At 68.0% G+C, this 24,000-nt stretch carries 26 protein-coding genes; 12 read left to right on the top strand and 14 right to left on the bottom strand.

Annotated elements, in window-relative coordinates; all coding sequences use genetic code 11:
* Nucleotides 1-1,755: a nitroreductase/quinone reductase family protein gene (locus ACLBW1_RS06275; RefSeq protein WP_447810753.1), complete on the top strand. Its 1,755-nt coding sequence runs from the start codon at nt 1-3 to the stop codon at nt 1,753-1,755.
* Nucleotides 1,756-1,780: 25 nt separating this feature from the next.
* Here the strand turns inward: ACLBW1_RS06275 and ACLBW1_RS06270 are convergent, their stop codons facing one another.
* Nucleotides 1,781-2,128: a hypothetical protein gene (locus ACLBW1_RS06270; protein ID WP_447810752.1), complete on the bottom strand. Its 348-nt coding sequence runs from the start codon at nt 2,126-2,128 to the stop codon at nt 1,781-1,783.
* A 125-nt stretch (nt 2,129-2,253) separates the two neighbouring features.
* The gene (locus tag ACLBW1_RS06265; protein WP_447810751.1) at nt 2,254-3,108 is read right to left on the bottom strand and encodes an NAD(P)-dependent oxidoreductase; all 855 of its coding nucleotides are present in this window, start codon (nt 3,106-3,108) and stop codon (nt 2,254-2,256) included.
* A 120-nt stretch (nt 3,109-3,228) separates the two neighbouring features.
* Between ACLBW1_RS06265 and ACLBW1_RS06260 the strand changes: the two genes are divergently transcribed.
* Nucleotides 3,229-4,227: a hypothetical protein gene (locus tag ACLBW1_RS06260; RefSeq protein ID WP_447810750.1), complete on the top strand. Its 999-nt coding sequence runs from the start codon at nt 3,229-3,231 to the stop codon at nt 4,225-4,227.
* On the opposite strand, the gene ACLBW1_RS06255 is transcribed toward ACLBW1_RS06260, so the two are convergent.
* Both ACLBW1_RS06255 and ACLBW1_RS06250 read right to left on the bottom strand, forming a co-directional pair.
* The gene (locus ACLBW1_RS06255) at nt 4,212-4,556 is read right to left on the bottom strand and encodes a hypothetical protein (protein ID WP_447810749.1); all 345 of its coding nucleotides are present in this window, start codon (nt 4,554-4,556) and stop codon (nt 4,212-4,214) included. The two genes, ACLBW1_RS06260 and ACLBW1_RS06255, sit on opposite strands and share 16 nt — an antisense overlap.
* A 38-nt stretch (nt 4,557-4,594) precedes the next feature.
* The gene (locus tag ACLBW1_RS06250) at nt 4,595-6,298 is read right to left on the bottom strand and encodes a sodium:solute symporter family protein (RefSeq protein ID WP_447810747.1); all 1,704 of its coding nucleotides are present in this window, start codon (nt 6,296-6,298) and stop codon (nt 4,595-4,597) included.
* 140 nt (nt 6,299-6,438) lie between these two features.
* Here ACLBW1_RS06250 and ACLBW1_RS06245 point away from each other — a divergent pair, with 140 nt between their 5' ends.
* Genes ACLBW1_RS06245 through galK form a run of 3 tightly spaced genes read left to right on the top strand, consistent with a single transcriptional unit; the run spans nt 6,439 to nt 9,445 of the window.
* Nucleotides 6,439-7,230, top strand: coding sequence for a DeoR/GlpR family DNA-binding transcription regulator (locus ACLBW1_RS06245; RefSeq protein ID WP_447810746.1), 792 nt, complete (start codon nt 6,439-6,441; stop codon nt 7,228-7,230).
* Nucleotides 7,227-8,354 carry a galactose-1-phosphate uridylyltransferase gene (gene galT, locus ACLBW1_RS06240; RefSeq protein ID WP_447810744.1) on the top strand — a complete coding sequence of 376 codons (1,128 nt, stop codon included), beginning with the start codon at nt 7,227-7,229 and terminating at the stop codon, nt 8,352-8,354. The genes ACLBW1_RS06245 and galT overlap by 4 nt, the downstream gene beginning before the upstream one ends.
* A complete protein-coding gene (gene galK / locus ACLBW1_RS06235; protein ID WP_447810743.1) occupies nt 8,351-9,445 on the top strand; it encodes a galactokinase in 1,095 nt (364 codons plus the stop codon). The genes galT and galK overlap by 4 nt, the downstream gene beginning before the upstream one ends.
* A 15-nt stretch (nt 9,446-9,460) precedes the next feature.
* On the opposite strand, the gene ACLBW1_RS06230 is transcribed toward galK, so the two are convergent.
* Together ACLBW1_RS06230 and ACLBW1_RS06225 are read right to left on the bottom strand one after the other, a co-directional pair.
* Nucleotides 9,461-10,006 carry a hypothetical protein gene (locus ACLBW1_RS06230; protein WP_447810742.1) on the bottom strand — a complete coding sequence of 182 codons (546 nt, stop codon included), beginning with the start codon at nt 10,004-10,006 and terminating at the stop codon, nt 9,461-9,463.
* A gap of 7 nt (nt 10,007-10,013) precedes the next feature.
* Nucleotides 10,014-10,589, bottom strand: coding sequence for a TetR/AcrR family transcriptional regulator (locus ACLBW1_RS06225; RefSeq protein ID WP_447810741.1), 576 nt, complete (start codon nt 10,587-10,589; stop codon nt 10,014-10,016).
* Nucleotides 10,590-10,700: 111 nt separating this feature from the next.
* On the opposite strand from ACLBW1_RS06225, the gene ACLBW1_RS06220 reads away from it, so the two are divergent.
* Entirely contained in the window at nt 10,701-11,444 is a 744-nt protein-coding gene (locus ACLBW1_RS06220) for an SIMPL domain-containing protein (RefSeq protein ID WP_447810740.1), read from the top strand.
* Between the two features lie 27 nt (nt 11,445-11,471).
* Here ACLBW1_RS06220 and ACLBW1_RS06215 read toward each other — a convergent pair whose 3' ends face one another.
* A complete protein-coding gene (locus tag ACLBW1_RS06215) occupies nt 11,472-12,317 on the bottom strand; it encodes a hypothetical protein (RefSeq protein WP_447810738.1) in 846 nt (281 codons plus the stop codon).
* Between the two features lie 132 nt (nt 12,318-12,449).
* Here ACLBW1_RS06215 and ACLBW1_RS06210 point away from each other — a divergent pair, with 132 nt between their 5' ends.
* Nucleotides 12,450-13,187 (top strand): trypsin-like serine peptidase, encoded by a 738-nt coding sequence (locus ACLBW1_RS06210; protein WP_447810737.1) that lies wholly within the window; start codon nt 12,450-12,452, stop codon nt 13,185-13,187.
* 147 nt (nt 13,188-13,334) lie between these two features.
* On the opposite strand, the gene ACLBW1_RS06205 is transcribed toward ACLBW1_RS06210, so the two are convergent.
* The gene (locus ACLBW1_RS06205; RefSeq protein WP_447810735.1) at nt 13,335-13,910 is read right to left on the bottom strand and encodes a hypothetical protein; all 576 of its coding nucleotides are present in this window, start codon (nt 13,908-13,910) and stop codon (nt 13,335-13,337) included.
* 42 nt (nt 13,911-13,952) lie between these two features.
* On the bottom strand, nt 13,953-14,696 hold the full coding sequence (locus tag ACLBW1_RS06200; protein WP_447810734.1) for a TetR family transcriptional regulator: 744 nt from the start codon (nt 14,694-14,696) through the stop codon (nt 13,953-13,955).
* 160 nt (nt 14,697-14,856) lie between these two features.
* On the opposite strand from ACLBW1_RS06200, the gene ACLBW1_RS06195 reads away from it, so the two are divergent.
* From ACLBW1_RS06195 to ACLBW1_RS06175, 5 genes are all read left to right on the top strand, one after another.
* The gene (locus ACLBW1_RS06195) at nt 14,857-15,954 is read left to right on the top strand and encodes a ferredoxin reductase (protein WP_447810732.1); all 1,098 of its coding nucleotides are present in this window, start codon (nt 14,857-14,859) and stop codon (nt 15,952-15,954) included.
* A gap of 15 nt (nt 15,955-15,969) precedes the next feature.
* On the top strand, nt 15,970-17,148 hold the full coding sequence (locus ACLBW1_RS06190; protein WP_447810730.1) for a fatty acid desaturase family protein: 1,179 nt from the start codon (nt 15,970-15,972) through the stop codon (nt 17,146-17,148).
* A 38-nt stretch (nt 17,149-17,186) separates the two neighbouring features.
* Nucleotides 17,187-17,456 (top strand): hypothetical protein, encoded by a 270-nt coding sequence (locus ACLBW1_RS06185; RefSeq protein WP_447810728.1) that lies wholly within the window; start codon nt 17,187-17,189, stop codon nt 17,454-17,456.
* A 66-nt stretch (nt 17,457-17,522) separates the two neighbouring features.
* Nucleotides 17,523-18,962: a DHA2 family efflux MFS transporter permease subunit gene (locus tag ACLBW1_RS06180; RefSeq protein WP_447810727.1), complete on the top strand. Its 1,440-nt coding sequence runs from the start codon at nt 17,523-17,525 to the stop codon at nt 18,960-18,962.
* Nucleotides 18,963-19,052: 90 nt separating this feature from the next.
* Complete coding sequence (locus tag ACLBW1_RS06175) at nt 19,053-19,568, top strand: DUF4395 domain-containing protein (protein ID WP_447810726.1); 516 nt, start codon at nt 19,053-19,055, stop codon at nt 19,566-19,568.
* Between the two features lie 17 nt (nt 19,569-19,585).
* Here the strand turns inward: ACLBW1_RS06175 and ACLBW1_RS06170 are convergent, their stop codons facing one another.
* The 5 genes from ACLBW1_RS06170 to ACLBW1_RS06150 all read right to left on the bottom strand — a co-directional run bounded on the left by ACLBW1_RS06170 (nt 19,586) and on the right by ACLBW1_RS06150 (nt 23,978).
* A complete protein-coding gene (locus tag ACLBW1_RS06170; protein WP_447810724.1) occupies nt 19,586-20,545 on the bottom strand; it encodes a Ppx/GppA phosphatase family protein in 960 nt (319 codons plus the stop codon).
* Nucleotides 20,542-21,093: a DUF501 domain-containing protein gene (locus tag ACLBW1_RS06165; RefSeq protein WP_447810722.1), complete on the bottom strand. Its 552-nt coding sequence runs from the start codon at nt 21,091-21,093 to the stop codon at nt 20,542-20,544. Before ACLBW1_RS06165 ends, ACLBW1_RS06170 begins: the two co-directional genes overlap by 4 nt.
* A gap of 13 nt (nt 21,094-21,106) precedes the next feature.
* A complete protein-coding gene (locus ACLBW1_RS06160) occupies nt 21,107-21,733 on the bottom strand; it encodes an FtsB family cell division protein (RefSeq protein ID WP_447810721.1) in 627 nt (208 codons plus the stop codon).
* A gap of 34 nt (nt 21,734-21,767) precedes the next feature.
* Nucleotides 21,768-23,054 (bottom strand): phosphopyruvate hydratase, encoded by a 1,287-nt coding sequence (eno, locus tag ACLBW1_RS06155; protein WP_447810719.1) that lies wholly within the window; start codon nt 23,052-23,054, stop codon nt 21,768-21,770.
* Between the two features lie 159 nt (nt 23,055-23,213).
* On the bottom strand, nt 23,214-23,978 hold the full coding sequence (locus tag ACLBW1_RS06150; protein ID WP_447810717.1) for a lytic transglycosylase domain-containing protein: 765 nt from the start codon (nt 23,976-23,978) through the stop codon (nt 23,214-23,216).
* Between the last annotated feature and the right edge of the window lie 22 nt (nt 23,979-24,000).

Below are 24,000 nucleotides of genomic sequence, written 5' to 3'. Positions count from 1 at the left end.
ATGACATCCAGCACCGTGTCGCTCTCGAGCCCATTGACCCTGCCCTGCGGGCAGGTGTTGCCGAACCGGATCATGAAATCGGCGCTCAGCGAGGGCCTCGGCACCGACGACCACTCCCCCGACGTGCGGCTCGAACGGCTCTACGCACGCTGGGGCGCCGGCGGCTACGGACTCCTCGTGACCGGCAACGTGATGGTCGATCGCCGCTTCCTCGGTGAGCCCGGCAACGTCGTGATCGAAGACGACCGCGACGCCGACGCACTGACCCGCTGGGCGAAGACCGCCAAGGACGGCGGCTCACCGATCTGGATGCAGCTCAATCACCCGGGACGGCAGGGCAATCCGATCACCACCGACGGCCGTACTGTCGCGCCGTCGGCGGTCGGGGTCACGATCCCCGGGATCCCCGCACCGCGGGAACTCACCGACGCCGAGATCCGCGACATCGTGGCGCGATTCGCCACGGCGGCCACGGTCGCCGAGGCCTCCGGTTTCGACGGGGTGCAGATCCACGCCGCGCACGGATACCTCGTCTCCCAGTTCCTCTCCCCGCTGTCGAACCTGCGCACCGACGTCTGGGGCGGCGACATCGACGATCGCGCCCGCTTCCTCATCGAGGTGGTCCGCGCGGTGAGAGCGGCCGTCGCGCCGGGTTTCGCGGTCGGCGTGAAACTGAATTCCGCAGACTTCCAGCGCGGCGGTTTCACCGAGGACGAGTCGCGCGCCGTCGTCGAGATGCTCTCGCGTGAATCGATCGATCTCATCGAGATCAGCGGCGGCAGTTACGAATCGCCGGCGATGATGGGCAAACCCACCACCGCGTCGGCGAGCACCCGTGCGCGCGAGGCGTACTTCCTGGAGTACGCGGCCACCGTGCGCGCGGCCGCGCCGTCGACACCGATCGCCGTCACCGGCGGATTCCGCAGCGAGACAGCGATGTCGGAGGCCATCGCCTCGAACGACTGCGATGTCGTCGGCCTCGGGCGACCGACCGCGGTGGTCCCCGACGCCGCCGACGACGTCATCTCGGGGCGCACACCGGTGCTCGATTCCGCCGACCTGTCGCTCCGTCTGCCGGCACGACTGCGCACATCGCCGAGCGTGAAGTCGATCGAGGGTGCTCTCGATCTGCAGTGGCACACCGATCAGCTGCACGCCATGGGTGCCGATCGCGACCCGGATCCGCAACGGCCGCTACGCAAGACGGCGGTCACCACGATCAAACGCAACGGCGTCGACGCGTTTCGGAGCAAGCGGGCGGTGTCGGCAGCGGCTGATCCCACGAAGGCTGATCCCGCCACCGCTGATCACACGAAGGCCGATCGCAGTGCGGCACTGCGCAAGTTCCGACGTGAGCGTCTGATCGGCCGGTACGTCGCGAACCCCGCCGTCCTGGCGTTGCGGAAACTCGGGGTCCGGACAGACCTGGCCACTGAACTGGAGACCACCGGCCGTACGACGGGTCTGCGCAGGCGGGTTCCCGTCGCCGCGTCGTTCGACGCCACCGGCGCGTGGGTCATCAGTCAGCACGGAGAGCGTTCGGGCTGGGGGCGCAACATCGCATCGGATCCGAGGGTGCGGATCATGCAGGGGTCGACCTGGAGGAGCGGTGAGGCGCACTTCCGACGTGACGACGATGTCTCGGCCCGCATCCGGACGTTCTCGCCCAACCCGATCCTGGCGTCGCTCAATGCCGCCGGGTTCCGCGCACTGCAGAGCGATCCGATCTCGGTCCGCATCACCTTCACCGACTGACGAGCGGAGGGATCAGCGGGATCGTTCACCGATCCTGCGACGGCTCCGAATGCGGGTACTCGCGCAGGTACTTGGTGCGGCGCACGCGGGCGATGTGCTCCTGCAGGGTGCGGTCGCCGCGGGCCCGAGCGCCCGCTCGCAGCGCGTAGATCGCCACGCCGTAGAGGATCACCCATGCCGCCAGCGCGATCGGCGCGAGCACGTCATGCTTGGTCGCGATACCCGCGATCCCCAGCGCGAGGGCTGCCGACCCCAGCATGAAGGCGACCCAGAGCACCCCGCCCCACCGTGACGCCTTGGTCAGTCGGGCCCGGCGTTCGCGGACGTCGTCGTCGGTTCCAGAACCGGTGGTCCTCGTTGCTCGGGGCGCCATGGTTCCTCCTCGGGTGTCGAAGTGTGTGACCGACGGATCGAAGGATCCGCCGGTACTGAACATAGCGTCCAACTTCTCCCCCGAGCCCCCTATTCCGTGGGTCGGTCACGTCTCGACGGCACCGCTCAACCGAATCCGTGGATCACCGCGGCCATGTCGTCGCCACCGTGGCCGGCGTCGGAGGCGGCCTCGAAGCGTTCCCCGATTGCCCGCATGACCTGCGAGTTCATGTCGCTTCCGTCCATCGCGTCGGCGATCAGCCCGGCGTCCTTGTGCGCGCCGTCGAGGCCGAACGAGGCCTCGAGCTCGCCCGTGATCATCGCCTCACCTTTGAGTTGTGCGTAACCACAGTCGAGGGGGCCGCCCTTGATGGATCCGAGGAACTGACGGGGATCGAGCCCGAGGTGCTGGGCGAGGCCGACGGCCTGAGCGGTCGCCGTGGTCACCGACAGCACCCACGAGTTCGCGACCAGTTTCAGCCGGTGGCCGTCACCGGCCTCGGTGCCGACCCACACGGTCTTGGCGCCGATCGCGTCGAACACCGGTTTCACCGTGTCGCGGATGTCCTCGGGCCCGCCTGCGAGCACGGTCAGCGAGCCGTTCTCGGCGGGCTTCCGGGTGCCCAGCACCGGGGCGTCGACGAAGGGCACCTCGTACTCCTCGGCCAGCGCGGCGAGGCGGCGGACACCGTCGAGCCCCACGGTGGAGGTCTGCACCCACGGGACGTCGTCGCCGAAGGACGGGAGCACCCGCTCGGCGATCTCGGCGACCGAATCGGCGTCGAAGAGCATCGTCACCACGATGTCAGCATCACGTACGGCCGATTCGGGGTCATCGGCCACCACCGCGCCGACCTCGGCGAGCGGCGCCGCCTTGTCTGCGCTGCGGTTCCACACGACGACGTCGAGTCCGTGCCGCAACATGCTGCGGGCCATCCCCGCCCCCATCAAGCCTGTGCCGAGCAATGCAACCGTGGTCATGCGCGTCCCTTCGTCGTCTGTCGTGTCGTCGGCGAGCCGATCGCGTGGTGACATCTGCCCGTGTCCATCCATGACAGCTGTCACTGGTCGGTCACTACTGCAGAGGCAACGGTGGTGAGCATGAGAAACTTCCTCCGCTCGCCGCTCCACAGCCCCGCCGTGGGTCTGTATCTCCTGGCACCGTTGGTCGCCGAGTTCTTCCTCGGCGACTTCCCCATCGTCATGCTCCCACTGCTGATCCCGTTGAGCCTCTGGTACGGCGGAGGCGTTCTGCTGATCCGCGAGGTCGTCCGCCGCCGCGGACTCGGCTGGAGGTCCATCCTCCTGCTGGGTCTGGCGTTCGCGATCGTCGAGGAGGGGCTGCTCACGATGTCGCTCTTCAACCCGGACTACGCCGATCAGCGGCTCCTCGATCGGGGTCATGTCGCCGCTCTCGGGATCGGGGTGCCGTGGACGATCTTCGTTCTCGCGCTCCACGTGGGCTGGAGTGTCGCCACACCGATCGCACTCATGGAGACCGCGCTGCCGGGGCGCCGCACCGAACCGTGGCTGAGCGGGCGCGCGCTGCGTGCCGTCGTCGCGATCACCGGGGTGGGCGCGGCCGTCGTGTTCGGCACCAACTATCCGGCCTATGGACATTTCCTCGCCTCGGCGCCGCAGCTGATCGTCTGCGTCGCCATCGCCGCGGTCCTCGTCGTCGTCGCGCTACGGCCGCACGCAACACCGGCCCGCGGTGGGTCGTCGACCAACCGGGCACCCCGGGCGGGTGTCGTGTTCGCCGTGACGATGGTGTGCGCGGGCGCGTTTCATCTCGCCATGCATGCGCCGACCACTGCGGCACGCCTCGTCATGGCCGGCGCGATCGCCACGCTGCTCGTCGCGATCGCCACGTGGTCGCGCCGCCCGGGATGGGATACGACGCACGTGTTCGCCGCCGCGGCGGGAATGCTGCTGACGTACTCCTGGCGGGCGTTCACCGCCGGGTACGGTTCCACCACAGCCGATCTGATGCTGTATCTGGTGAGTTACACCGTGTACGCCCTCGCCGCAGTGGCGATCCTCGCGGTGTGCCGCAGTCGGATGGCGGCGGCTCCGGCGGGGGTTCAGCTCTCGGTGTGATCCGACGCCGAGCTGTCGGTGGCGACGTCGGCGGGCTTGTCGTCCACCGGCAGCGGCCGCGCCACCGCCCACACGGCGAAGATCGCGGCGACGGCGACCATGATGAGACCGACCCACAGGTTGGCCCGGGTGCCGGCCTCGAGGTCGACGGTGTTGGCGTCGCCGGGTTGGTGCGAACTCACACCGAGAGCGCCGGGGATGATGCCGGCGACGACCAGCACGATGCCGTAGATGCCGATCAGCAACGCGATGATCATGCGTATGTCGAAGAGCCGGGCGAGGATTCGCATCTTCCGGCTGGTGCTCGGATGGGGTTGCGTGGTGATCATGGTGTGCTCCTCCAGGAGTGTCGAGACGCCGGTCGAGGTCAGTGGAAGGCGATGTTGAGGGCGATCACCATCACCAGTGCGACGCCCGCGAGCGGGACCGGTCGCCGGAACCACGGGTCGCCGGCGTCGGCCGGGTCGGTGAAGTGCGACGCCGGGGTCTCCGAGTACACCAACCCGACGAGTTCCTTCACCGGCTTCGCCGCGGTCATGGAACTCACCACGACGCTGACCACGATGTCGACGACGAAGGCCGCCGATGCGGCCACGAACGGCATGCCCTGGCCGGGCAGGTCGATGACGCCGGTCTCCGACAGCACGAAGACGAACACCGCCGAGAGCGTTCCGGCCACCAACCCCATCCATCCCGCGGTGGGCGTCATCCGTTTCCAGAACATGCCGAGCAGGAAGGTCGCGAAGAGCGGGGCGTTGAAGAACCCGAACAGGGTCTGCAGGTAGTCCATCAGGTTGGAGTAGCCCGACGCGATGAGCGCGGTGAAGATGGCGAGCACCGTTGCACCGACGGTCGCAAGACGACCCACGGTGATGTAGTAGCCGTCGGGCTTGTTCTTCACGATGTACTGCTGCCAGATGTCGTAGCTGAAGACGGTGTTGAACGCCGAGATGTTCGCCGCCATACCGGCCATGAACGAGGCGAGGAGGCCGGCCACGGCCACGCCCAACAGACCGTTGGGCAGGATGTCGCGGATCATCAGCAGCATCGCGTCGTTGTAGGTCACGTCAGCGGCATTGGGTCCGCTCTTGAGCGAGATCATGTCGCCGATCACCGCAGCACAGATCATGCCGGGGATCACCACCACGAACGGGATGAACATCTTGGGGATGGCGCCGATGATGGGTGCGCGCCGTGACGCCGACATCGAGTTCGACGCCATCGCGCGCTGCACCTCGACGAAGTTGGTGGTCCAGTACCCGAACGACAACACGAACCCGAGTCCGAACACGATGCCGATGACCGACCACACGGGGCTGTCGAAGCCGCTCAACGCATTACCGGGCCACGAAGACATCTGCTCGCCGATGCTCGCGGTGACCTTGCCGTCGGTGGTGGTGTCGACGATCTTTTCCTTCAGACCGTTCCACCCGCCCACCTTGATGAGCCCGAACACGGTGAGCGGCACCAGCGCGGCGAGGATGACGAAGAACTGCAGCACCTCGTTGTAGATTGCCGCCGAGAGTCCGCCGAGTGCGGTGTACGTCAACACGATCGCGGCCGCGACGATCAGCGACACCCACTGGCTCCACCCGAGGATGACGTTGACGATGGTGGCCAGTAGATACAGGTTGACGCCGGCGATGAGGACCTGGGCGACGGCGAAGCTGATCGCGTTCACGAGGTGGGCACCGGTGCCGAAGCGCCGTCGCATGAACTCGGGGACGCTGCGCACCTTCGAGCCGTAGTAGAAGGGCATCATCACGACGCCGAGGAACAGCATCGCCGGGATGGCGCCGATCCAGTAGTAGTGCATGGTCGCCAGTCCGATCTGGGCGCCGTTGGCCGACATGCCCATGATCTCGACCGCGCCGAGATTGGCCGAGACGAAGGCGATTCCGGTGACCCACGCCGGGAGCCGTCGACCGGAGAGGAAGAAGTCCAGACTCGAGGAGATCTGGCTGCGCGCCATGTAGCCGATCCCGAGGACGAACACGAAATACAGCGCGATCAGCACGTAATCCACTGCGCCGGCGTTGAGCCGGAGCACGGAGTCCGAGGCGACGTTCATTCGACAGCTCCTTCGATGCACGAACACCGGCTGCGTGAGCCAGGTCACTTCGTCCAACAACCTCACACATTTCCAAACAAATAGCAACAATCGCCATGTTTGATACTGTTCGGGTCTGTTCGCCGACCGAGGGAGACCGGATGCTCGCAGCGCAGCGACGTCGACGGATCCTCGACGTGCTCGAACGCGAGGGCACCGTGCGGGTGAGTGCGCTCGCCGACGAGCTCGGTGTGTCGGAGATGACCGTGCGACGCGATCTCGACGCCCTGGCCAGCGGCGCGGCACTGCACAAGGTGCACGGTGGCGCGGTCGCCCGCACCAATCGCGGCGAGGAGCCGTGGTCGGAAACCAAAGCAGCACAACAGCGCAGCGAGAAGCAGTCGATCGCGGTGGCGACGATGGACGTGATCGACGACGGGATGACGCTCGCGATCAGTGCGGGTACGACGACGCTCGAGGTGGCCCGCCGACTGCACGAGCGATCGTCGATCACCGTGGTCACCAACTCGATCTCGGTGTTCCAGGAACTGACCGATCCACACAACCGTCCCGGACGCGGCCCGGAGGTCTACCTCACCGGCGGCTCGCGCACCCCGTCGAACGCCCTGGTCGGCCCGATCGCCGAGGCGGCGCTGGCGGCGTTCCGGGTGGATCTCAGCATCCTCGGCGTCCACGGTCTCGATCGCGACGCCGGGCTCACCACCCCGAACATGGCCGAGGCGCAGACCAACCGGCGACTCATCGACATCGGCCACCGCCTCGTGGTGGTCGCCGACCACACCAAGTACCAGGAGGTGGGTGCGCACGTGATCGCCACACTCGACCGCATCGACACCCTCGTCGTCGACGACGGGCTGCCCGCGGCTGCACGCGACGATCTCGCCGACGTCATCGACGACGTCCGCGTTGCCGACACACGTGACGCCTCATGAGCGACGTCGCGATCCGCTCCGCCGATGCCGTCACCCACCTCGCCGACGGCCGTGATCTGCTGTTCTTCAGCCTCCCCGGGCGCGACCCGCGTCCCGTCGCCGATCTACGACCGCTCCCCGCACGCGACGGCCTCGAGTCGGAGATCCGCTACGACCGGGCCACCGGTCACTGGGTGGCGATCGCCGCCCTGCGCCAGGACCGCACCTACAAGCCACCGGCCGACCAGTGTCCGTTGTGCCCCTCGCCGACCGGGACCGACAGCGAGGTGCCAGCCCACGACTACGACGTCGCCGTGTTCGAGAACCGGTTCCCCAGTCTCTCCGGGGCAGTACCCGATTCGACCTTCGCACTACCCGCCGAGACGACCGAGAACCCCGTGGCCGCAGTGGGACACGGCCGATGCGAGGTGATCTGCTTCTCGAGCGATCACCAGGCCTCGTTCGCATCGCTCGACCACGCGCACGCGCGGCTGGTGGTCGACGCCTGGCGGAGTCGGACCGCCGCGCTCTCGGCGTCACCCGGGGTCGCCGAGGTGTTCTGTTTCGAGAACCGCGGTGAGGACATCGGCGTCACGCTGACCCACCCGCACGGCCAGATCTACGCCTACCCCTACCTCACGCCGCGAACCCGGTCGATGCTCGACCAGGCCGTACGCCATCGAACCGCGCACGACCGCAACCTGTTCGACGACATCCTCACCTCCGAGATCTCCGACGGGACCCGCATCGTCTCCCGTTCGGAGCACATGACCGCGTTCGTGCCGTTCGCCGCACGCTGGCCGGTGGAGGTGCACATCTACCCGCACCGTCGCGTCCGCGACCTCACCGAACTCGACGACGCCGAACTCGACGCCCTCACCGACACCTACCTGCAGATCCTGCGCACCTTCGACAGCCTGTACCCGACACCGCTGCCGTACATCGCTGCGGTGCACCAGTACTCGTCGGATCCGGCGCAGGCCGAGGGGTACCTGCACATCGAGTTGATGTCGGTGCGGCGTTCGGCGACCAAACTGAAGTTCCTCGCCGGGTCGGAGTCGGCGATGGACGCCTTCATCACCGACGTGACCCCCGAGTCGGTGGCGCAGCGCCTTCGTGACGTGATCGCCGAGGCCGGCGCATGACCGTGATCGCGTCGGCGCCCGGACGGGTGAACCTGCTCGGTGAACACACCGACTACAACCAGGGTTTCGCGCTCCCCATCGCCCTCACCGCGCGCACCGGGATCCACTACTCCCCCAACACCTCCGGCCGACTGGTGGTCGACGCCGACGGTCACGGACACCTGACGATCCCGGTCGGGGTGGCGCCCGGCGAGGTCGACGGGTGGGCCGCCTACGTCGCCGGCGTGGCGTGGTCGTTGGGCGTCGAGGGTCGGCCGGTGACGGGCGGACGCCTGCGCATCGTCAGCGACGTGCCCGTGGGGGCAGGACTCAGTTCGTCGGCTGCGCTGCAGTGTTCGCTCATCGGCGCCTTCACCGCGGACACCGGGGTGCCGGATCGACTCACCTGGGCTCGCATCGCCCAGCGCGCGGAGAACGATTTCGTGGGTGCCCCGACCGGACTGCTCGATCAGTTGGCCTCGCTGCACGGCGAGGCCGACCGGGCACTGCTGATCGATTTCGATTCGCTGACGGTGGATCCGGTCCCGTTCGATCCGACGACCGCGGGCGTGACCCTCGTCGTCATCGATTCGCACATCACCCACGGACACGCCGGTGGCGAATACGCCGCTCGTCGGGAGTCGTGTGAGCGGGCCGCCGCCGATCTCGGACTGCCGAATCTGCGCGCGGTGGCCCCGGGAGATCCCGACGACGTGCTGTCCGCGGTGCGCGACGATGTCGACCGCCGACGAGCACGCCACGTGCTGACCGAGAACGCCCGCGTCCTGCTCGCCTGCGCCCACCTGCGTGACGGCGACCTCGCCGCGTTCGGTGAGTTGATGGATGCTTCGCACGCCTCCATGCGCGACGACTTCGAGATCACCACTCCCGGAATCGATCTGATCGCGTCGACCGCCCGATCGGTCGGTGCGCTCGGCGCCCGGATGACCGGCGGCGGTTTCGGCGGGTGCGTGATCGCCCTCGTCGAGACCGCGCGCGTTGACACCCTGATCGCGTCGGTGATGGCTGCCGTGCAGAACGCGGGCGGACCTGTGCCGACCGCGTTCACCGCGCGCGCCGGTCGCGGGGCCTCGGTCGACCAGCTGCGCTGATCGCCGCGGCCGCGATCAGCTCCTCTCACGCGCCGACCGTTCGGCCGCGCGCGCGACGGCGGCCAGCATGTCGCGTCGAACCAATCCACTGGCCCACCGGATCAGCGTCCAGTAGACCGCGAATAGCCGTGTCGACACCGGGTCGGTGGAGTACCCCCGAGTTTCGGTGAACAGCGTTGTCGTGCCGTTGTTCTCCACGAGGCGGAAGTCGGTGAGCACTTTGGTCCAGCCGGGCTCGTCGAAAGCCGTGAACTCCTCGAGCGACTCGACGTCGTGTCGTGGCGGTCGGGGCTGCCAGGGCTTCATGATCGCCGCGCCTGTCGCGCTCCGTGGCTCATCGACCGCGAGCATCCGGACGGGACCGTTCGTGAAGAGGTTCCGTCCGCGCACGGCGGTGGCGCCGGGGTGGCGGAGTGCCATGAGCGCGGCGGTCGTCCGTAGCTGATCTGAGGTCAGTCCGGTGAGAGCAGACCAGACCTCGTGCGGCGGCGCTGACACATGTCGGCGGTGTGTCTCTCGGAAGTGATAGACGGGGATGAGCTGTTGCAGTGCGGTTGTCATCGTGCGTTCACTTCTCCAGATATGCAGTGAGCGACCGGACGGTCCGGACGGTCAGTTCACTCATCGACCGATCGTCGATGAGGTAGATCCACGCGAACAACATTCCGAGTACGAGGGCGTGGACATCGAGCGGATCGATACCGTCCCTCAGTTCGCCTCGGTCGCGCGCACGATCGATCACCGCGGCGACCAGCGCGCGCTCGGGTTCGATCATCGAGACGCGAAAGCGCTCAGCCGCAGCAGGATCAGACCGTAGATCGGCCAGCAACTCCGGCAGAGCCCCCCGGACCGCCGGCGCGCCGAGAACGTCGGCGATCCGCTCGACCAGAGCGACGACGTCGTCGCGGAGATTTCCCTGGTCGGCGGGTGCGCTGATTCCGGGCCCGTGGATGACCAGCGCGAACACCATCTCGGCTTTCGACGGCCACCGTCGATAGATCGCCGACTTCGCCACGCCCGCGCTCCGAGCGACGACGTCGACCGTCATGGCCCCGTATCCACGATCGGCCAGCGCCGACGCCACCGCATCGCCGACGGCGGAATCAACGGCCGCAGAACGTGGACGGCCACGAGTTCGAGTCATCCACTGAAGATATACGGTACCGCCAGTCCCGTAAAGAGATCGGTCGTCGGCGCAACGGACAGATCGTCGAGTTCGAGGGTCGGCGTTCACGACATCGGGGACACTGAGCGGGTGCATACACATGGATCGCGTCGTCGGGTCGTCGCCGGTGCCGCCGCCGTGCTCGCCATCGGTCTGACCGCCGCATGCGGCAGCGACTCGCCCGCATCCACCTCCTCGACCGACGGTCCGCCCGCGGTCACCGTGAGCGGTGTCGGGGAGGTCGAGGGTGCACCCGACACGCTGACCGCGCAGATCGGCGTCGAGACCCAGGCCGGCGACGTGACCGCCGCGATCGAGGCCTCCAACGCAGCGATCACCACCGTCACGAACGCCGTGGTGTCGGCGGGTGTCGCCCGGGCCGACGTGCAGACCCAGCAGGTGTCGATCACCCCGCAGTACGCCGGCGCCCTGCCCGGTGGGACCAACGCCATCTCCGGCTACCAGGCGACGAACACCCTGCGCGTCACGGTCCGCGACCTGGCGAAGGCCTCCACCGTTCTCGGCGACGCCGTCGCCGCGGGCGGCAACGCGGCCCGTCTGTCCGGGGTGTCGTTCCGGGTCGACGACAACTCGAAGCTGCTGTCCGACGCCAGGTCCCGCGCGTTCGCCGACGCGAAGACCCGCGCCCAGGAGTACGCGAAGCTCTCCGGCAGCGACCTCGGCAAGGTGCTGTCCATCAGCGAGAACGTCAGTGGGCAGGAGCAGTCGCCGACCGCCGACTCCGCCCGCAGCGCACAGAGCCTCGCGGTGCCCATCGAACCCGGTCAGCAGACGGTGAGTGTCTCGGTGAACGTGAAGTGGGCGCTGGACTGATCGTCGGGCGCACCCCGGTCGGGGCCGTCAGAGCCGGTCGAGGATGAGGTCGGTCTTGAGGATGTCGCCGTGGTAAAGCCACCCGTGGCCGTCGGCGATGGAGATCGCCTGCGACCGTAGGCTCGACGCCTGCGACTCGGTGGAGACGGTGAACGAGAACTCGATCACCGTCTGCGATCCCGATCCCGACGCCGCAGGAACCGTCAGCACTTCGATGCCGGGTTGGATGCCCTGCCACGACCCGCTGTAGACCTTCGTGGTCACCGGTCCGTGGGCCGAGGACTCCAAGAGCCGGTCGGTCCCCCAGTTCTTCGCCGTGGTGTCGTCGAGCTTGCCCGGGATGTTCGACACCAGCAGCGATCTCGCGGTCGACTCGGCGGGCAGTGTGGTCCCGGAGTACTTCGAGGCGCTCGACGACTTGTCGTTGCTGAAACTGAGCTCCTCCTGGGAGTAGCCCCAGTCGACCTGCGCGTCGTAGTTCGTGTCGGAGGAATCGAATCCGGCCGAATTCGCTGTGGTGAGTGCGGCGTTCACGTCGCCGTTCGTCACGTCGAAGCGCTTCTTGTAGTTCAGTTCGAGGTCTTTGCCGCTCTTGTGGCGCAGCCGCACGCTCCATCCCTGGCCCTTCAGTGCGCGCGACCCGGTGTCGAAGTACTCATACGAGCGCGTCGATGCGGTCGACGACAGTCCGAACGCCGACCGGACCGCCGACGTCGGCACACCCGAACCGTCGATCGCCGAGGCGAGGAAGTCGAGCTTGACCTCGTAGTCGGGAACGGCGTTCGCGTCGGCGTGAGCGGTTGCGGTGGCAGTCGCGAGCGAGGTGGCCAGTGACGCGGAGATGAGCAGGGCGCGCAGACGGTGACTGATCATGGCCGAGAACATAAGCCGCGCTCATGAACAGTCAGGTCTCGTCCCGACGCTCGCCGTTCACCGAATTCAGACTTCTCGGTCACCGTTCGCGCACCACCGCGGTGGACGCGGCGGAGTCTCTAGCATGGCGGCATGCGACGCATCGTGATCGCCGTGGCGATCATCGCCGTCGCGCTCCTCGTGGGTGGTTCGGTCACATCGACCTCGACCGACCTCGCCCCCAATCGACGCATCGCCGCGGTGTTCGTGGGCGACACCGACCGGCACACCTGCACCGCCGAGTCGATCCACTCCACCACCGGCGACCTGATGCTGACCGCCGCGCACTGCGTCTCGGCGATCACCGCACCACTGCACGTGGCACCCGGATACGCCGCGGGCCGAGAACCCTTCGGGATGTGGACGGTCACGGCGATCTACCTCGACCCGGCATGGATCTCGGGCCAGGACGACAACCACGACTTCGCGGTACTGCGCGTCGAACCACCGCCCGGCAAGCATCGACGCTCACTCGAGGCCACCACGGGTCGCGGGTACGGCCTCGCGCCGTTCCGTGACGGGGTCGGGGTCCGGGTGATCGGGTACGGCGCCGGCAGCGGGGACTCGCCGGTCGGATGCCGCGGGTCGACGCGGGTGGTCCGCGGGGCGCCGACCATCACGTGCCGCGGACTCGTCGACGGCACCAGCGGCTCGCCGTGGCTGGTGAAGAGGTCGGTCATCGGGATCGTCGGCGGCTTCCACCAGGGCGGATGCGTCAGCTTCATCTCGCACTCGCCGATACTCTCTGACGGCCTACCCGCGCTCATCGCCCGAGCGGAACGCAGAGGGCCGGGTGACACCCCGCCGTCGACGGTCCCGAACGATTGCTGACGTGACCGGCACGGCACAGTCGACGCGACTTTTCGGCACGCTCGGCGGGTCATCGGCACCACCCGCCGAACGTGCCGAAAGTCCCCGCCGAACGTGCCGAAAGTCCCCGCCGAACGTGCCGAAAGTCCCCGCCGAACGTGCCGACACTCAGTAGAGGTAGACGACCGCGTCGTCGCCGCCGGTGCAGGTGACCGTCGGGCCCTCTGCCGCGCACATCATCCGAATGGTCTCGCCGGTCTCGGGACTCGTCGCGGACACGGGTCGGGGCAGCTGCCCGGGCCGACCGCTGCGGGCGTAGGCGATCCGTACCTCCTCGGCGAAACCACAGCTCGTCGCCGAGCTCCCCACCGACGACGCCCGATACAGGCCGGTGCGCGCGTAGCGGACCGGACAGGGCGTGGATGCCCCGGGCGCCCCTGCCACCGTGGTGTCCGGCGAGCGGGAGGGCGCCGACCTCGATGGCCGCGACGAGGAGGACCCAGTGGACGACGGCGCCGATGACGCGGCCTGCGATGAACCGTCCGACGCCGTTGTGGTGGTGGTGACCGAGGTGGCGGGTGCGCCTGTGGGAAAGGTCCCGGCGGTGCTCGACCGTCCCAGCACCACGTAACCGATGACCGCCGCGAGAGCGATCACGAAGGCGACGGCGAGGATCGCGACCGCGATCAGCGCTCCGCGCGACGGGTCGGGACGCCGGGGCGGCTCGGGCACGTCGCTGGTCATGATTGCTGATCCTAAGGTGATCAGCCCGCGAACTGCCGTCTCTCAGTTCCCGTCGGTGCGCCAGGAACGCATGCCGAGGATGACCATGATCAGCTTGCGCTGCGTGCGCTCGAACAGTTCGCGGTCGGCTATCGGGTCGCGGCGATCGGTCTCGAGCAGCTCGGCGACGGCGTGCAGCATCACGTTCACGATGAGATCGGCGGCGAGTTCGAGATCCTCGGCGCCCCATCGGGCCATCTCGGGAACACGGGACAGATCGATCGCGAGTTCCTTCACGAACAACCGGAGCTCGGTGTCGATGGCACGCCGGATCTCGGCCACCCCGCCGTGTTGTTCGCGGACCAGGAAGCGGAACTGGGCCTCGTTGTCGCGTACCTGCTGCACCAGGATGGCCAGCGAACTCTGCGCGGTCGGGACCGCGTCGCGGGCGGCGAGATCGCGTCGCCCCTCGCGCAACATGGTCCGCAGCACGCGCATCGAGTCCTCGACGAGCGTCACCCCGAGGTCTTCCATCGAGGCGAAGTGGCGATAGAAGGCGGTGGGCACGATCCCGGCCGCCTTGGCCACCTCACGGAGGCTCAGGCTCGCGAAACTGCGATCGGCGACGAGGGCCAGCGTCTCGTCCAGCAGGGCCGACCGCGTACGTCCCTTACGCGCCGAGCGGCTCTCGGAGGCGTCGACCGCGGCGGCACGACCGCTCGAGCGGGTGCCAGCCGAGCGCGCTCCGGCGGACGTCCGAGATGTGGCGGACGCCCGCGACGAAGAGTGATCTCTGGGCCGCGACACCCGTCGAGTGTAGGCAGAAGCCCGTTTGTGATGGCCGTTACAGAGGCGCGCCCTTGACCGGTGGGTACCGCGGAGTGGCACACTGTCAGTGCACAAGTGTTCACCGAAACTTTTCGGCGGGCCGTTCCCAGCCACCATTCCACACCACCTGGAGGCATCGATGTTCGAACGCTTCCCCGCGTTGATCGGCTCCGTAGTCGAAGCCGCCCTCGCGCCCCACCCCGTCGACCGGTATCTCGAACTCGTCGACCCGATGATCACGTGGAGCGATCTGCGCGCGAAGGTCGTGGAGGTTCGCCGTCCCACCCCGCGGGCCGTCACCCTCGTGCTGGCTCCCACGCGGCAGTGGACCGGCTTCCGCGCAGGTCAGTACATCCAGCTGAGCACCGTCATCAACGGCGTACGGCACACCCGGTGCTTCTCACCGGCCAACGCCGAGAGTGGTCGTGAGGGTCGGGTGGAGCTCACCATCACCGCCCACGACGACGGCTTCGTCTCCAAGCATCTCCGGGATCACGCGAAGATCGGCGACGTGGTCGGTCTCACCCCCGCCACCGGTGACTTCGTGCTCCCCGAGCAGCGTCCGCGCAACGCGGTGTTCATCAGCGGCGGAAGTGGGATCACACCTGTTCTCTCGATGCTGCGCACGCTCGTCGCCGAGCGACACACCGGCCGGGTGACGTTCATCCACTACGCCGCCACGCACGATGACGTCGCCTACGGCGACGAGCTCATCGACCTCGACCGCCTCCACGACACGGTCGCGGTGCACACCATCCACACCCGCGAGTCGGTGGACGGTGCGCGGCACAGCGGTCATTTCGCCGACGAGCACCTGACCGACCTGGTGCCCGACCTCGACGACGCCGAGGTGTTCGTTTGCGGGCCCGCGGGACTGATGGACGCGGTGCGCGAGTTCTTCGACGCACGCGGCCAGGGGGATCGGGTACACAGCGAGGCGTTCACCGCGCCGGCATCGTTCGCCCCCGATCCCGACGAGCCGGTGAGCGGCACGCTGCGCTTCGCGTCGTCGAAGACCGAGGCCGACAACGACGGCCGCACCATTCTCGAACAGGCCGAGGCCGCGGGGCTCACCCCGGAGTTCGGTTGCCGCATGGGGATCTGCTTCTCCTGCACCGCACCGAAGAAGTCGGGATGCACGCGCAACGTGCTCACCGGCGAGACAGACACCGAATCCGACAAGCACATCCAACTCTGTATCTCCGCGCCGGTCGGCGACGTCGAGATCGACATCTGAGAGAGGACGACAGCAATGACGATCATGCAACTGCCCACACACATCGAGAACGACACCTCGGACACCGAGGTCAACGACCCGAACCAGTTGGTGCTGAGCTACGAGCAGGTCGAGGAACTCGGACGCGACCTCGACGAGCTGCGCGCGCGGATCGTCGCCGACCTCGGCGAGCGCGACCGCGAGTACATCTACAAGATCATCAAGGCGCAGCGTGGATTCGAGGTCGCCGGTCGCGGCCTGGCCTACCTCGGCTGGTTCCCCCCGGCCTGGATCGCCGGCGTCGCCGCGCTGAGCGTGTCGAAGATCCTCGACAACATGGAGATCGGCCACAACGTCATGCACGGCCAGTACGACTGGATGCGTGAGCCGTCGCTGAACTCGCGCGAGTTCGAGTGGGACACGGTGTGCCCGTCGGACCAGTGGCGGCACAGCCACAACTACATGCACCACACCTTCACCAACATCCTCGGTGAGGACCGCGACATCGGCTACGGCATCCTCCGCATGGACCGTGACCAGAAGTGGAACCCCTACTACCTCGGCAACCTCGCCTACGCGACCGCACTCATGGTCGGCTTCGAGTGGGGCGTCATGCTCCACGATCTCGAGGTCGAGAACATCGTGGCCGGCAAGCGCAAGTGGACCGACATCAAGGGTCTGGTCAAGGGCATGTGGCGCAAGGCGGGCAAGCAGGTCGTCAAGGACTACGTTGTCTACCCGGCACTGACCGGTCCGCTGTTCCCGCTGACGCTCGCCGGCAACGTGAGCGCCAACCTGATCCGCAACCTGTGGACGTTCTCCATCATCTTCTGCGGGCACTTCCCGTCGGGGGTGCAGACGTTCACCCCCGAGGAATGCGAGAACGAGACCAAGGGGCAGTGGTACCTGCGGCAGATGCTCGGCTCGGCCAACATCACCGGTAGCCCGCTCTTCCACATCATGAGCGGGAACCTCTCGCACCAGATCGAGCACCACCTGTTCCCCGACATCCCGGCCAACCGCTACCCCGAGATGGCACCCGAGGTGCAGGCGATCTGCGAGAAGTACGGATTGCCCTACAACACAGGATCTTTCAGCCACCAGATCGGGTCGACCTGGAAGAAGATCGCGAAGCTGTCGCTGCCCAATTCGATGGTCTCCGACGACGTCGAGTTCAGTGTTAAGGTCGACCGCGAGAAGAAGGACGTGGCCTGAGGGCGCACGTCAGAGGGACGACGTGAGGAGGCGGTGACATGGTCGGACGGTTCGAACGCAACAAGGACCTGCTGCAGACCGCCGTCGAATCCACCGCCACCCACGTCGGCCGTATAGCCACCATCATCACCGGCGCCGTCGTCGAGATCACCCGGGAGATCGGGGATCTCGTCGCCGACGGTGTCGAGATGCGCGAGTCGGCCAAGAAGGCCGAGATCGACGAGGGCGACCTGCCCGAGATCGACTCGCCCATCGACCCCGAGGACCATCCCGGTCGCGAGTTCTGGGCCAAGCGCGAGAAGAACTGACCGGGCAATTGTCCGACCTGCTCGGTACCCTCTGCGGGTGAACACAGACCTGATCGGACCCGGGCGATGACCCGGTTGCGCGGACTGGCCATCGCGGTCCTCACCTTCGCGATGTTCATGGATCTGATGGACGTCACCATCGTGAACGTCGCCCTGCCCGCCATCCGCGACGACCTCGATGCATCTCCGTCGCAACTCGAGTGGCTCATCGGTGGCTACGTCTTGGCGTTCGCCGGCGTGCTCATCACCGCCGGCCGACTCGGCGACCGATACGGCCGTCAACGGATCTTCCTGCTCGGCATCGCGGGCTTCACCCTCGCGTCCCTCACCGCCTCGCTCGCCCAGAACGGCGAGACCCTCGTCGGCTCCCGGGTCGGGCAGGGTCTGTTCGCGGGGCTGATGGTCCCGCAGGTGCTCGCCAGCGTCCAGGCGTTGTACAAGCCGCGCGAGCGGGCGCCCATCTTCGCGATCATCGGCGTCATCACCGCACTGGCCGCGGTGATCGGCCCCGTGCTCGGCGGGTGGTTGGTCACCAGCAACCCGTTCGGCGGCGGGTGGCGGGCCATCTTCTTCATCAACGTCCCCGTCGGCGTCATCATCGCCGTCGCCGCGATCGCCTTCGTCCCGAACACCAAGTCGGAGCGTCCATCCCCGCTCGATCCGCTGGGCGTGCTCCTCGCCGTCGGAGGCATCCTGCTGCTCGTCTACCCGTTGGTCGAGGGTCGTCAGCTCGGGTGGCCCGCGTGGTCGTTCGTACTGATGGCGCTGTCACCGGTCGCGCTGTTGCTCTTCGTCCTCAACGAACGCCGTCACGACGCCGACGGCGCCATGATGCCGCTGCGACTGTTCACCGACCGCGGGTTCACCGGTGGCATCGCGATCCAGTTCCTGTTCCAGGGTTCGATCACCTCGTTCTTCCTCATCCTCGCCCTCTACGTCCAGACCGGTCTCGGGTTCTCCGCCATCGCATCCGGTGCACTCACCCTGCCGTTCAGTCTCGGGGCGATGCTCGCCGCCGGTGTCGCGGCCGCGCTCGTCTCCAGGCTCGGCCGGATCCTCCCCGCGGTCGGCGGGGTGCTCATCACGATCGGCACCGCCTGGACCATCCAGGTGTTGCGCAGCGAGGGCACCTCGTACTCGGCGTGGGACTCGGTGATCCCGATGGCGATCGCCGGGATCGGGCTCACCGTGATGCTGGTGCCCCTGCTCGACATCGCCCTGGCCACGGTCGACACCCGTGACTCCGGCGCGGCCTCCGGTGTCCTCGGCACGTTCCAGCAGGTGGGTGGCGCACTCGGCGTCGCGGTCACCGGCGTCATCTTCTTCGATGCCGCGGGCCGCTACAGCCAGCCCGAGCTGCTGCACGCCCTGAGTCTCGCCGCGTTCGTCCCGATCATCGGCTACGCTCTGGCCGCGGCATCAGCGGCGCTGCTCCCCCGTCTCGACGTGGTGAAGGAACACCTGGCGGCAATCGAGAGCGAGGACGCCGAACCGGCGACCGTCTGACACTGCCCGCATTCATTCCCACCGCCGGACATCGGCTCAGCGTGGCGCCAACGATTGCCCGGCGTGGGCAGTCGCATTACTGTCGGCGTCGTGTCGAACCAGACTGTCCCCACCGCGCGCCGGCGTCCCGCCGCGTTGACGTTCCCGAACCCGGTCAACGAGTACGCCGCGCGATCCACGGCGGCGCTGGTGGTGGTGCTGGCCATCGTGACGATCGCGGTCGACCACCCGGTGCTCTACGCCGTGCTCGCGGCCGGATTCCTGCTCCGTGTGATCTCCGGTCCCACCCTGTCCCCGTTCGGACAGCTCTCGGTCCGCGTGATCGTGCCCCGACTCGGCCTCACCAAGATGGTCCCCGGCCCGCCCAAGCGCTTCGCCCAGGCGATCGGACTCACCATCACCGGCGTCGCCCTCGTCCTGAGTCTGCTCGGATTCGGCCTGGCCGCCCAGATCACGGTCGGACTCGTCGTGATCGCCGCACTACTCGAGTCGGCGGCCGGGATCTGCCTGGGATGCATCATCTTCGGCTTCCTGCAGCGCCGCGGCGTCATCCCCGAGAGCGTGTGCGAGGCCTGCAACAACATCTCGCTGCGCTCGCCCGCCTGACACCCACTCCGCGGTCGTCAGGAGATCGAGAGCGCGATCCCGTCGAGGATGTCGTGCTCACTCACCACGAGTTCGGTGACACCCGCACGATCGGCGAGCACCCGCGCGAGTTCCAGCGTCACCAGCGAGCCCCCGCCGATCACGTCGACACGGCCCGGGTGCATCGGCCCCAGCGCGGCGCGGTCGGCGCGGGTCATCGAGACCAGTCGCTCGCACACACCCACCAGATCGGTGAGCGGAATCCGTGACCGGTGGATCCGCTCGGCGTCGTAGGTCTGTAGTCCGAGCGCGAGCGCCGCAAGTGTCGTCATCGTGCCTGCCACCCCCACCCAGGTGCGCGCCTGTTCCACCGGCACCACGGCGAAGGCGCGCGCGAGTTCCGTGGCCGCGACATCGCGGGCTCGCGTGATCTCGTCGGCGGTCGGCGGATCGGAGTGCAGCACCCGTTCGGTGAGCCGCACGCACCCGATGTTCGTCGAAAACGCCCCCGACACCCCGGTACCGGCCTCACCCAAAACCACCTCGGTCGAGCCACCGCCGAGATCGGTCACCACGAACGGGCCCTGCGCCGGGTCGAACTCGCCGACTGCGCCGGCGAACGACAGCCGCGCCTCCTCGTCGCCGGTGATGACCTCGGCCACCGCACCGTCGGACACCCGGCCGAGAAGATCGCGGGTCATGGCGAAGAACTCGTCCCGGTTGCCTGCGTCGCGGGTCGCCGAGGTGGCGACCATCCGCACCGCCGTGACGTCGTACGCCTCCATCACCGCCACGTAGTCGGCCAACGCCGCCCGGGTACGTGCGAGGGCTCCGGTCGTGAACTCGCCCGTGGCATCGACACCCTCGCCGAGCCGCACCACCCGCATCTCGCGGTGGACATCGACCAGTCCCCCAGCGCCTGCTGTGTCGTCGCCGTCGGTGGCGATCAACAGTCGGATCGAGTTGGTCCCGCAGTCGACGGCGGCGACGGTGCTCATGACAAACCCTCCACATCCAGGTCGGGGAAATCTGCGGCCCGGGGCCAGTCGGCAGGCAACGCCGTTCCGCGCAGCGATGATTCGGCTGCGAGCGCCACCGCCTCGTCACCGAGCGGGTTCGCCCCCGGCCCCTTGGCCAGCGAGTGCGCGATGAGCACGTGCAGGCATTTCACACGGTCGGGCATACCGCCACCGGTGAAATCGGTTCCCAGCGACTCGATCTCGTCGCGTTCGGCGAGGTACGCGAGGTGAGCCTCGCGATACCGGGCCGCGAGCGCGGCGTCGGTGAGCAGCCGCTGCGACATCGACCGCATCACCCCGGCCGATTCCAGTCGACTCGCCTCGGCGGTCAGCCGCGGATCGGTCAGATAGAACAACGTGGGGAACGGCGTGCCGTCGGGGAGCCGTGGCGCGGTCTTGACCACCGCCGGCGCACCGTCGGGGGTGCGGTAGCTGATCTCGAGCACGCCGCGCGGCTCGCGACCGAGCTGCTCGGCGACCGCGGCCAGATCCTCCGGCGAAGGCTGATGGTGGGCCTGGTCGGTCACTCCCGGGCTGTCCTCACCGTTGCGCCGGCGTGGACACCGAATCCAGGAGATTGGTGTACCAGGCGTTTCCGGCCAAGCGCTCGGCCCGCTTCTCCTCGTCGGATTTCGCGGGCGGTATCGGGAACTGCATCACGACGGCTTTGTCACCGGGCATCACGAACTGCAGCCGATCGCGGGCCTGGGCCTGGATGTATGCGGGATCGCTCTGCTCGTCGACCTTCGACTGCAGTTCGGAGACCTCGGTCCGCAGCGAGGAGTTGGCGCCGGCGAGCTGGTCGGCTTCCGACTGCTGCGAGAAATAGGTCCGCAGCGGCACCGCGAGTGTCAACGCGACCACGCTGACCACCATCGCGAGGATCACGGCACGTTTTGGACTCATGCCGCGCACGAGACGTCGACGTGGGCGATCGGCGGCGACCGTGGAACCGACGTCGCGACCCACAGGGGTGGCGGTCGCCTCGTCGATGTCGTCGTCGATCGACGCCGCGGTGTCGAGGGGATCCGAGATCTCGGCGCGACGCGACTCGACGCGCGCCCGATCCGAGCGCGAGCCGCCGGCGCGACGACCGTCGGCACGACGTGTCGGGGTGGGGCGCGCAGAACCGCGCCCCCGCCCCCGTCGATCGTTGCGCCCTGTCATCGGTCGTACGCCGTCACGGTCCGGGTCCTCCTGCTCAGCCCTCGAACGAGAAGCGCGGGAACGCCAGATCGCCTGCGTAGCGGGCGGCGTCGCCCAGGCCCTCCTCGATGCGGAGAAGCTGGTTGTACTTCGCAACGCGCTCGCTGCGCGCCGGTGCACCGGTCTTGATCTGGCCGCAGCTGCACGCCACGGCGAGGTCGGCGATGGTGGTGTCCTCGGTCTCGCCCGACCGGTGGCTCATCATCGTCTTGTAGCCGTTGTTGTGGGCGAGCGCGACGGCATCGAGGGTCTCGGTGAGCGTGCCGATCTGGTTCACCTTCACCAGCAACGCGTTCGCGGCACCCTTGTTGATGCCGTCCTCGAGGCGTTCGGGATTGGTCACGAACAGGTCGTCGCCGACCAGCTGCACCTTGTCGCCGATGGACTCCGTCAGCGACACCCATCCGTCCCAGTCGTTCTCGTCGAGCGGGTCCTCGATGGAGACGAGCGGGTACGACGCGACGAGCTCGGCGTAGAAGGCCGACATCTCGGCGGCCGACTTGGTCTCCTTCTCGAAGGCGTAACCGGTTCCCGCGGTGTAGAACTCGGTCGCGGCGACATCGAGCGCGAGCGCGATGTCGCGGCCGGGGGTCAAACCGGTCTTGCCGATGGCCTCGACGATGAGGTCGAGCGCGGCCTTGGTGCCGGCGAGGTCGGGGGCGAAGCCGCCCTCGTCACCCAGACCGGTCGACAGGCCCTTGTCCTTCAGCACCGACTTCAGCGCGTGGTAGACCTCGGCGCCCCAGCGGAGCGCCTCCTTGAACGTCGGCGCGCCGACGGGGGCGATCATGAACTCCTGCACGTCGACACCGCTGTCGGCGTGCGCGCCTCCGTTGATGATGTTCATCATCGGCACCGGGAGGATGTGGGCGTTCGGGCCACCGACGTAGCGGAACAGCGGGAGGCCGGCCGATTCGGCGGCACCCTTGGCGACCGCGAGCGACACACCGAGCAGGGCGTTGGCGCCGAGGCGCGACTTGTCGGCCGTGCCGTCGAGATCGAGCAGGGCCTGATCGACGACGCGCTGATCGTCGGCCTCGATACCGATGACGGCGGGGGCGATCTCGCCCAGGACGGACTCGACGGCCTTGGTGACACCCTTGCCGCCGTAGCGATCGCCGCCGTCGCGGAGTTCGACGGCCTCGTGCTCACCGGTGGAGGCGCCCGAGGGCACCGCGGCGCGGGTGAAGGTCCCGTCGTCGAGGACCACCTCGACCTCGACGGTCGGATTCCCCCGGGAGTCGAGGATCTCTCGCGCTCCCACCTGATCGATCGTGGCCACGTGGCGCCCCTTCGTCGTCGCTCGACGGCGTCGGCGAGACCGGGTGCCGGTCGCCGAACGCCATGTTCGGCTCAAAGACTAATGCCAACGACCCCGTCGACCGGCGTCTGACTCGCCCGCACCGGCGACCGACCCTGCAACCGACGTCCGCACGGGTGGCTAGAAGGCGACGTCCACCGAGTAGGCATTGGCGTGATCGCGGACGTCGAGCACGTACTTCATCGAGTTGTTGTAGACCATGACCGCCTTCTCCCAGCCCTGCGGAGTGGTCAGGTCTCCGCCGGAGACGCACAGGTACCGCGCCGCCGACAATGCGGCGTCGTCGATGTTGTCCGGGCTGGCCACACCGTCGCCGTTCGCATCGACGCCGTAGCGCTTCCACGTCTCGGGGATGAACTGGAACGGCCCCATCGCCCGGTCGAGGGTGCTGTCGCCGTCCAGCGTGCCGCCGTCGGTGTCGGCGATCTTCGCGTTGCCCGCGGTCCCGTCGAGCAGCACCCCACGGATCGGCGGACGGACGTCGCCATTGGCCGCCACCCGGGATCCGCGATAGGTGCCGTGCTTGCTCTCCACCCCGGCCACCCCCGCCAGAGTCGTCCAGGCCAGACCACATTCGGGGTGCTGCTGCCGTTGGATCTCCGCAGCGTTGCCGTAGGCCTCCATCGAGGTCAGCGGGATGCCGGTCGAGGAGGCGATGGGTCGCGCCCAGGCCTCGAGACGATCGGCCGTACGCCCGGGGGCGTTGATGTCGAGATAGGGCACGGCCGCACCCGGGCCGGGTGGGACACCCTCGGGGATCGGCGCCGATGTGCGTCCCGGGAGATCGATGCAGGCCGTCGCGGTGAGTGCCACCGCGGTCGCCAGCACGGCCGCGGCCACACCGCGCCGTCGAGACGTGCGCACGTCGATCCCCTTTCCGTTCATCGGTTCAGGATCTCAACTGCCC

This window comes from Williamsia sp. M5A3_1d (assembly GCF_053345315.1).
The sequence above is the reverse complement of the archived record's forward strand: the minus strand, read 5'-3'. Positions and strand labels throughout refer to the sequence as shown.